The sequence below is a fragment of the Photobacterium sp. 1_MG-2023 genome, assembly GCF_030547945.1.
Lineage (GTDB): Bacteria > Pseudomonadota > Gammaproteobacteria > Enterobacterales > Vibrionaceae > Photobacterium.
The window spans coordinates 60,214-68,918 of sequence record NZ_JAUORR010000025.1; the positions used below are offsets into that span (position 1 = coordinate 60,214).

General features: G+C 48.3%; 8 protein-coding genes. 7 read left to right on the forward strand and 1 reads right to left on the reverse strand.

Features of this window, described 5'->3' with window-relative positions:
* Positions 1–112: 112 nt before the first annotated feature.
* The 6 genes from Q4579_RS18330 to Q4579_RS18355 all read left to right on the forward strand — a co-directional run bounded on the left by Q4579_RS18330 (position 113) and on the right by Q4579_RS18355 (position 7,597).
* Complete coding sequence (locus Q4579_RS18330; RefSeq protein ID WP_303566144.1) at positions 113–3,046, forward strand: MHYT domain-containing protein; 2,934 nt, start codon at positions 113–115, stop codon at positions 3,044–3,046.
* Positions 3,039–4,019 carry a two-component system response regulator gene (locus Q4579_RS18335; protein ID WP_303566145.1) on the forward strand — a complete coding sequence of 327 codons (981 nt, stop codon included), beginning with the start codon at positions 3,039–3,041 and terminating at the stop codon, positions 4,017–4,019. The genes Q4579_RS18330 and Q4579_RS18335 overlap by 8 nt, the downstream gene beginning before the upstream one ends.
* A gap of 462 nt (positions 4,020–4,481) precedes the next feature.
* Positions 4,482–4,958 (forward strand): hypothetical protein, encoded by a 477-nt coding sequence (locus tag Q4579_RS18340; protein WP_303566146.1) that lies wholly within the window; start codon positions 4,482–4,484, stop codon positions 4,956–4,958.
* 87 nt (positions 4,959–5,045) lie between these two features.
* Complete coding sequence (yegD, locus tag Q4579_RS18345) at positions 5,046–6,398, forward strand: molecular chaperone (RefSeq protein WP_303566147.1); 1,353 nt, start codon at positions 5,046–5,048, stop codon at positions 6,396–6,398.
* Positions 6,399–6,671: 273 nt separating this feature from the next.
* Positions 6,672–6,968: a hypothetical protein gene (locus Q4579_RS18350; RefSeq protein ID WP_303566149.1), complete on the forward strand. Its 297-nt coding sequence runs from the start codon at positions 6,672–6,674 to the stop codon at positions 6,966–6,968.
* Between the two features lie 185 nt (positions 6,969–7,153).
* The gene (locus tag Q4579_RS18355; protein ID WP_303566150.1) at positions 7,154–7,597 is read left to right on the forward strand and encodes a YtoQ family protein; all 444 of its coding nucleotides are present in this window, start codon (positions 7,154–7,156) and stop codon (positions 7,595–7,597) included.
* Between the two features lie 66 nt (positions 7,598–7,663).
* Here Q4579_RS18355 and Q4579_RS18360 read toward each other — a convergent pair whose 3' ends face one another.
* On the reverse strand, positions 7,664–8,071 hold the full coding sequence (locus Q4579_RS18360; RefSeq protein ID WP_303566151.1) for a VOC family protein: 408 nt from the start codon (positions 8,069–8,071) through the stop codon (positions 7,664–7,666).
* Positions 8,072–8,173: 102 nt separating this feature from the next.
* Here Q4579_RS18360 and Q4579_RS18365 point away from each other — a divergent pair, with 102 nt between their 5' ends.
* Entirely contained in the window at positions 8,174–8,473 is a 300-nt protein-coding gene (locus tag Q4579_RS18365; RefSeq protein ID WP_303566152.1) for a putative quinol monooxygenase, read from the forward strand.
* Positions 8,474–8,705 lie beyond the last annotated feature (232 nt).

Sequence of the window (8,705 nt, forward strand, 5' to 3'; positions counted from 1 at the left end):
TAATAAAAGACTTCCTGACCGGACTGTGTATGCAAGTAGTTGCGTTATTATTTTTGTGAATAATATTTCAGCACTGCATCCAATTGCGTTTCAGCGATGCCTGAATATAACAATGACAACACATTTTTTTTCTCAGTTTTTTGTCACCGACAACACAGATCCCAGCTTACTGGTCTCAGGTGAATACGACCCTTCTCTGGTCATTATTTCTCTTTTGATTTCAATCGGAGCCTCTTTTCTGGCCCTCTTGCTGGCCGAATCTGCGAAGCTCAGTACAACGCCTTTGATGCGACGGTCGCATATTTTGATGGGTGCAGCCTCTTTGGGGGTTGGCGTCTGGTCCATGCATTTCATCGGCATGCTGGCCTTTGAACTCTGTACCACAGTCAACTATCAAATCAGTACAACACTGATCTCACTCGGGCCGAGTTTTCTCGCCTCTTGGGTCACTCTCCATCTACTCACTAAAAGTACGGTGAGCCAAACACGACTTCTCCTGTGCGGTGTGACTGTCGGTCTTGGGATCGGTTCAATGCATTACATCGGCATGGCCGCTATGGTCCTTGGTCCATCGCTGAAGTATGAGCCCGTTTTGTTTGCACTGTCGATTCTGGTGGCAGCAACGCTGGCCACACTGGCGCTGTGGATCAGTTTCGGGCTTCGTAAACGGCTGGATATTCCCAGTTATCAGGTTCAGTTGCTCGCAAGTATTGTGATGGGATTGGCTGTTGCAGGCATGCACTATACCGCCATGGAGGCGACACGTTTTATCGGTCTGCCCGACCCGGACTTTTCCGCTGGAAGTCAACGCCATTACATCCTGGCAGGCACCATCACCATCGTCACAGTGACACTCAGCCTGTTCATTGCCGCGGCGAATGCTCTCGCCCGTTACCGGGCCTTGCTCCAACGGAGTGAAGAAACAGCATCTGAACTCAAAGCGACGATTGATACCGCCGTCGATGGCATTATCAAAATCTCACATCGCGGAATAATTCAATCTTTCAATGCTTCTGCAGAACGTATCCTCGGTTATCAGGAAAATGAGGTGATTGGAAAAAACATCAGCATCCTGATGCCAGAACCTTACCGCAGTGCTCATGATTCCTATCTGGAGAGTTATCTCGAAACCGGAAAAGCCCGGATCATCGGGATTGGTCGCGAAGTCTCGGCCATGCACAAAAATGGCCTGATCAAACCGATCCGTCTTTCAATCGGTGAATCCAAGCTGAATGGCACCAGTACCTTTGTTGGCGTGATCACCGACATCAGCCAGCAAAAAGCCATGGAAGATGCCCTGCGCCATTCCAAGGAAGAAGCAGAAATTGCAGCCCAGGCGAAAAGTACGTTTCTGGCCAACATGAGTCATGAATTACGCACCCCGATGAACTCAATTATCGGGTTTTCAGAGTTGATGCTGGACAGCAACATGAGCCATGAACAGCAACGTCATCTGGGTATTATCCGCAATTCGGCGAAAACATTATTGAACCTGCTGAATGACGTTCTGGACTCCGCAAAACTTGAAAGTGGTACAACAGAGCTTGAAAACCGGCACTTTTCACTGCGTCAGATGTGTGAACAGTTGATCGCAACTCAGTCCCTGCTGGCCAATAAAAAAGGCATTGAGCTCCAATTGCACTATGACGCGCAACTCAGTGAGCATTACCAGGGCGATCCATTGCGGGTACAACAAATCATTCTGAACCTGCTGAGTAATGCCGTGAAATTTACGGAAAAAGGGTATGTGAAATTACATCTCTCTCCCGGCAGAATCAAAGGTATAACGATTCTAGTGGAAGATACCGGTATCGGGATCCCACCCGAGCGCCTGAACAGCATTTTTGCGCCGTTTTCACAGGCAGACTCAACCATGTCGCGCAGATTTGGTGGCACTGGTTTGGGAACCACCATCGCCAAACAGTTGGTTGAACTGATGCATGGCCAGATCAGCGCATACAGCCAGCTGGCACGAGGATCAACGTTCAAAGTCGATCTCCCTTTACAGCGTGGGGAACCCGCGAAAGTTGAAGACAATCATCAGGATGAAATCCTCCTCCCGCCACTCAAGATTCTGGTTGCCGATGATGTGGCACAGAACCTGGAACTGATGTGCGGCCTGCTCAAACGGAATCACCATCAGTTGTTTACCGCCAGAAATGGCCGGGATGCCCTGCGCGTCTATCAGCAGCATCCGGTCGATATCATTTTGATGGATGTTCAGATGCCAGTCATGGATGGCTTGCAGGCCTGTCAGGCCATCCGAAAATATGAAGCAGAACACGGGCTGCCGCAAATCCCGGTAATTGCGTTGACGGCCAGTGTGCTTGAAAAAGACCGGCGGGATGCGATGGCTGCCGGCATGAACGGATTCGCAGTCAAACCGATTGATATCTATAGTCTTCATGCCGAAATTGCTTACTTGATGGGCATTTCTGTGCAGCCCTCAGATGCGCCGCAAGACACTGCGGACGAAGCTTATCACCTCATCGACTTCACAAAAGGTCGCCTGCTCTGGGGTTCTGAGCAATCTCAAGTTGCCGCGATTCAAAAGTTTATCAGCCAGCCACAGCACCACCCGGATTTTCTGGCCAGGATACTCAGTGGCAGCCAGACCAAAGCGGTTTCACATGTCCATAAAGTGAAAGGGCTGGCCGGAAATTTATGCATGCCCGCGATTTATCAATGCATGAAACAGCTGGAGCAAGCCCTCCAGCGAGAAGAAAATACGGTGCCTTTGTTCAGTCACTATCGTACACGTTTTCAGGCCATGACTAACTTACTAAGTTCAATGGATATACTCGATGAGTTTGAAGTCAATCCAACGAACACCGCACTGAATCACCGCGACATTCGTATAATGATCCAACAGTTGGAACAAGGAGAAATGCCCGAATCCACCTTTATGGCCCTTCGGGATCAGTTACCAGCCGAACTGGCCGATGATGTGGAGACCGCAATGAGCGATTTCGAACTGGATCAGGCCGCTTTAATATTGAGTGAATACCTGGCAAGAAAGATGCGTGCAGAGGCTCAGGATGCATAATCGGAAAACACTACTGCTGGTTGATGATGAACCCGCAAATCTTCAGGTACTGAAAAACATATTGTCGGCAGAATATCGTTTGCTGTTTGCCAGGAATGGCAATCGCGCCCTGGCGCTCGCAGCATCTGAAAAACCGGATATGATTCTGCTGGATGTCATGATGCCAGATATGTCCGGATTTGAAGTGATTCAAGAACTCAAAGCCCGGCCAGAGCTTCGTCATATACCGGTAATTTTTGTCACTGCCCTGTCTGAAACCGAGAACGAAACACAAGGTTTTGAACTGGGTGCGGTGGATTTCATTACCAAGCCAGTCAGCCCGCCGATTGTCTGTGCCCGGGTCAAAAATCATTTGTCTCTGGTCAGCGTGGATGAATTAAAATCAACCCGTTTGTCTGTGGTTCAGAAACTTGGAAAGGCCGCTGAGTACAAAGACAATGAAACGGGCTGCCATGTCATTCGCATGAGTCATTACGCGCAAGCCATTGCCCGGGCAGCCGGTCATAGCGAGAGCTGGTCAGAAACCCTGCTCCATGCCGCACCGATGCATGATATCGGGAAGATTGGCATCCCGGATAACATTCTCAAGAAAAATGGAAAACTCACCGCGGATGAATGGCACGTGATGAAACGCCATACCTTAATTGGTGCTGAAATTCTTGGCGATGACCCGTCGGACCTGATGCAAATGGCTCGGAATATCACCATTTATCATCATGAAAAATGGGATGGCTCCGGGTATCCATATGGGATGCATGGTGACTCGATTCCAATCGAAGCCCGCATCACCGCCATTGCTGATGTGTTTGATGCCCTGACCAGCGAGCGACCTTATAAAAGTGCCTGGTCCGTGGAGGAAGCAATAACTTATATCCGAAATCAACGGGGTGTGCATTTCGACCCGGAACTCGTCGATGCGTTTTTACTTTGCTTACCTGAATTACTGCAGGAAAAAAACAAATGGGAAGCCTAATCGCCATCAAGTTGTCCACAACGGCATCGCCCCATTGATCACAAGGAGAAATCCCGGTTTCACCATTTCACCTCGCTGAAGACCATCAATTTCACAACATAGTGAAGCCGCTTTTTATGCAGAAATCATGCACACAAAAGCGCATATCATTGCACATCACGCTCAATACATCAGAACTATTTCCGGATTTACACTGACTGCGAACCGTTATATCGGTGAAATCTAATTAACTAATTTATTATTTTTTATAACAAAAAACCGATTTTTCAGTTGAGTAAAATGAGAAGCCCTCAGCAATTTTCATGATTGCAATCGCTCACAGAGCAAAAAATCGAAGGTGGGATGTTAAACATCACAATAGAATATGGAATCATAGTGATGGGAATTTTCAATTTTTGTAAACCTGACTGAATATTTATTTGTGCTGAATTTTAGGGATAACTTAACTGTGGTGCGTCAAACATGAACTGTGTGAAATGTGGTGTCAGAACACTCGACAGACCCGACGGCACGCCTGCTGAAATGTGTAAAAAATGCACCGAAGGCGATCAGGCTCAACCACAGGACGGTTTGCAGTCAAAATATTCACTGAAGTTCCGGCTGGCCATTGGTTTTCATAGTTTATATGCCGTGATCTGGTTGATTTGGGGTATTGTCTGCGGCTTTCAGGCGGCGATTGACGGCGTCATGAATGTTGAGACCAATAACCTCTATATGGTGTTGTTGGCCGTGGTAATGATTGGCCTGCACCTGACCGCAGGTTACGCTTTGCTGACCCTTCATCGCTGGGCAGAGAATGCCACGATGTTGTTTGGTGCCATACTCTTTTTCTTTTATCCATGGGGCACTGTGGCAGGCTCAACGCTGATTTACTCGCTGGTTCAATTGCGATACGACTACACGCTGACCTCTAAATTCTTCAAGAAGCTTTACCGGTAAAACAACAATTTGACCTGAACTTATCTCCCTTTTGCTTCACAACGAATTGACGTACACTGTGCGGCTTTTCATTGGACAGGAGGGAGTATGTATATCGGTTTTGACTATGGCACAGCCAATTGCGCAGTGGCAATCATGGAGAATGCTCAGCCCAGACTGCTCCCTTTAGAAGGCGATCAATTCTATATCCCTTCCACACTGGCCGCCCCCACCCGGGAAGCCGTCAGCGAAGCATTGTTCAAACATTACAATATCAAGCCCGCAGATAAAGCCGGAGAGGTTCTCTTGCGTCGGGCCATTTCAGCGAACCGGGAAGAAGACATTGTTGTCGATGCGCAAGCCTTGCAGTTTGGACAGCAAGCGCTGGACAGTTACCTGACTGAACCCGATGAAGTCTACTACGTCAAATCGCCCAAATCATTCCTTGGAGCGGCCGGTTTGCATGAGATGCAACTGAGTCTTTTTGAAGATCTCGTTTGTGCCATGATGGCGAATATCAAACGCCGCTGTGAGACAGTTTGTGAAGACTCAATCACTCAGGCTGTCATCGGCCGCCCCATTAACTTTCAGGGAACCGGCGGCGAAAAAGCCAATGAACAAGCGGAAGCCATTCTGCGTCGTGCCGCGACACGGGTTGGCTTTCAATCTGTTGAATTCCAGTTCGAACCTGTGGCCGCCGGGCTTGAATATGAAAGTCGGCTGAAGGAAGACAAAACAGTACTCGTTGTGGATATCGGCGGTGGCACAACGGACTGCTCTATGTTGCAAATGGGCCCAAGCTGGCTGAATCAAACCGATCGGACCGCCGGTCTGATGGCACACAGCGGTAGCCGAGTCGGCGGGAATGATCTGGATATTGCGCTCGCCTTCGAACGTATCATGCCGTTGTTTGGGAAGCACACACGCAACCAGCGCGGACTGGCAGCCCCACTCAGTCAGTTCTGGAATCCCGTTGCCATTAACAACGTTGCGGCGCAGAGTGACTTCTATGCCAGCAGTAATTTGGCAACACTGAAGCAACTGGTCAGGGATTCTGCGGAGCCTGAAATCATTCAGCGATTGGTGCAGGTTTATCAGCACACACTGGGGCATCAGTTAGTCCGCGAAGCAGAACTGATGAAAATTGCACTGTCTGAACAGCATATTGCCAACAGCCAGCTAAACATTGGACAAGAACTTCTGGCGTTACACTGTACTGATACAGAGCTCGCAGACGCCGTCAAAAGTAATGCAGAAAAGATCAGTCAGTTGATCAACGAAGCGCTGGTTCAGGCAGAATGCCAGCCGGATGTGATCTACATGACAGGTGGCAGCGCGCGCTCCCCAATTTTGCGGCAACTGATCGAATCACGCCTGCCAGGTGTTCCGATTGTTGCGGGTGACTATTTTGGCTCAGTCACATCCGGCCTGACCCGTTGGGCGGAACGTTGTTTTCGATAATTTCGGAACTCAGGCCGTCAATCAAATCAGCTTATATAGGGAAATATCATGATCATCAAAAAAGTAAGAAATCTCGCGCTCATGGCGGCCATGACGCTGTTCATACCAATCAAAGTAAGTCAGTGATCAGAAATAGCGCAGAAAAAATGTTTGAGAACAAGGCAGATTTTTAGATAAGTAGTGATTCTACAATCAAAAAATCTAACACAGTTATCAAGTATTTGAGCAAGCTAGGATGACCAGTGATTTACTGCGATTGGTATTAGAGCATCGGTGACAGCCAACAGCGACTTTGGGCCGGTTCAAGTAAAAAGTGTCACCGTGCATGATGCGCACATGATCATTGTGGAGATTGCCGGGGATGGCGCCAAAAAACACACAGAACAATGTGATGATGGCCGCGAGAGGCAACTCATCATCAATAAAGACTCCCCTTACGAAAAAGAAATGTTTTCTGTAGCACTTGCAGCAAAAGCTTCAGGAAAGTCCATCACTGGCTGGGCCAATGGATGTCATGCATTCTGGGATTATAAAGCACCCAAGCTCACCGTCATCGCATTGGTCGATTAATCAGCGCCCTTCTCTATCAACCATCATTTGCGGTCAGTTGCTGATACACAGCGGACCGCAATGCTCTCTCTGATTGAACACCTTTACTTTAGCTTCACCCCAGAACAACGAGTGCAATGCAACCACCAATTGTGTACAATAATCGAGCTTATTACATAAACATTGAAGCAACAGAGGATGTCGCAATGACCTGGAATGTCTATCTCTCGGGTGAAATTCACACCGACTGGCGTGAGCAAATCATCAAAGGATGTGAAGCCAAAGATCTGAACATTGTGTTTACTTCCGCGGTCACGGACCATGACAGCAGTGATGCAGCCGGGGACGGTTTAGGTGAAGAGTCCAACAGCTTCTGGCGGGACCACAAGTCGGCGAAAGTCAATGCGATTCGGATTCAGAACCTGATTCAGCAATGTGACCTCGCTATTGTCCGGTTCGGTGACAAGTACAAACAATGGAATGCTGCATTTGATGCCGGTTACTGTGCCGCCCTGAATAAGCCCTACATCACGCTGCACAGTGAAGATATCGTCCACCCTCTAAAAGAAGTGGATGCCAGCGCTCAGGCCTGGGCCACCTCCCCAGCCCAGATCGTTGAGATTCTGGACTATCTGATCAATCAAAAGTAATTCATCCGTATCCAGCGATATCAACGCAGCAATACTGTCCAATACAGGTGCGTTGATATCCTTCATTCATTGAATACGCTGCCCGGAGACCGCCGGATGATACAACGGCTGAACGACGTTGCCTGCCGGATCGGTACAATGAAAGCTCCGTGCGCCATCACTGTGATCATGCGGCCTGTCTAGCAAAGGCACACCTTGCGATTGCAGAAATTCATACCAAGCCTGCAATTCTTCTTTGCTGTCTACAATAAATCCAAAGTGATCCAGCGATTGCTGGGGATTGTCCTGTGGTCCATCCGCTCTGCTCAAAGATAAATTATCGTTCCCGCAACTCAGATAAACCAGGTTATCACTGGCCCTTCTGAGGATTTCCATCCCCAGAATCTCGGTATAAAAACGGATACAATCTTCGAACGGATAAACGCACAGCGCAAGATGTCGTAACCCATTCAACGGTTTTGGTCTCTGACTCATTTTGTCTCACTCCTTGTGAAATCACAAACAACATTGTATACAATATATGTCGATTAATTCAATTTCGGACACAAGAACACCTCAGAAAAGGATACCTTCATCATGTTTTGTATTGTGGTAAAAAATGTCGTGAAAAATGGCTTTCAGGATCAGTATCTGGCCATTATGAAAGAAAATGCGAAAGCCTCCGTGGAAACCGAGGCAGGTTGCCTGACATTTGATGTTCTGGTGTCCCAGAACGATGATCACTGTTTCTATCTCTATGAGATCTATACCAGTGAAGCTGCACTAGCCGAACATAAGCAAACCTCACATTATCTGGACAGCCGTCGGCGCTTAGAAGGCTTGATTGAAGAGCAATCTGTGATTCGCTGTGATGCCCTGTCACAAAATCACAGCTAAGATTGGCAAGCTCAATCTCTGCTCCCAAAACGTTTATATACCCTTCATCTGTTCGTCGTTCCCGCGCAGGCGGGAACCCACATTGATGCGCCAGAGCCTCGTCCGGGTGCTGTGAACAATACTGCCGAATGGCTGAACCTTGCTGTGACTTGATCTGTTCCATGAAGATTTTCAGGTGCTTTTATCCCGGCGCTCGATGGATTCCCGCCTTCGCGGGAATGACGGGGGGAGA

Bases quoted from the DNA above. Each gene is read 5' to 3' on its own strand.
- yegD (WP_303566147.1), top strand. From the start codon at position 5,046: ATGTATATCGGTTTTGACTATGGCACAGCCAATTGCGCAGTGGCAATC.
- Q4579_RS18335 (WP_303566145.1), top strand. From the start codon at position 3,039: ATGCATAATCGGAAAACACTACTGCTGGTTGATGATGAACCCGCAAAT.
- Q4579_RS18330 (WP_303566144.1), top strand. From the start codon at position 113: ATGACAACACATTTTTTTTCTCAGTTTTTTGTCACCGACAACACAGAT.
- Q4579_RS18360 (WP_303566151.1), bottom strand. From the start codon at position 8,071: ATGAGTCAGAGACCAAAACCGTTGAATGGGTTACGACATCTTGCGCTG.
- Q4579_RS18340 (WP_303566146.1), top strand. From the start codon at position 4,482: ATGAACTGTGTGAAATGTGGTGTCAGAACACTCGACAGACCCGACGGC.
- Q4579_RS18355 (WP_303566150.1), top strand. From the start codon at position 7,154: ATGACCTGGAATGTCTATCTCTCGGGTGAAATTCACACCGACTGGCGT.
- Q4579_RS18365 (WP_303566152.1), top strand. From the start codon at position 8,174: ATGTTTTGTATTGTGGTAAAAAATGTCGTGAAAAATGGCTTTCAGGAT.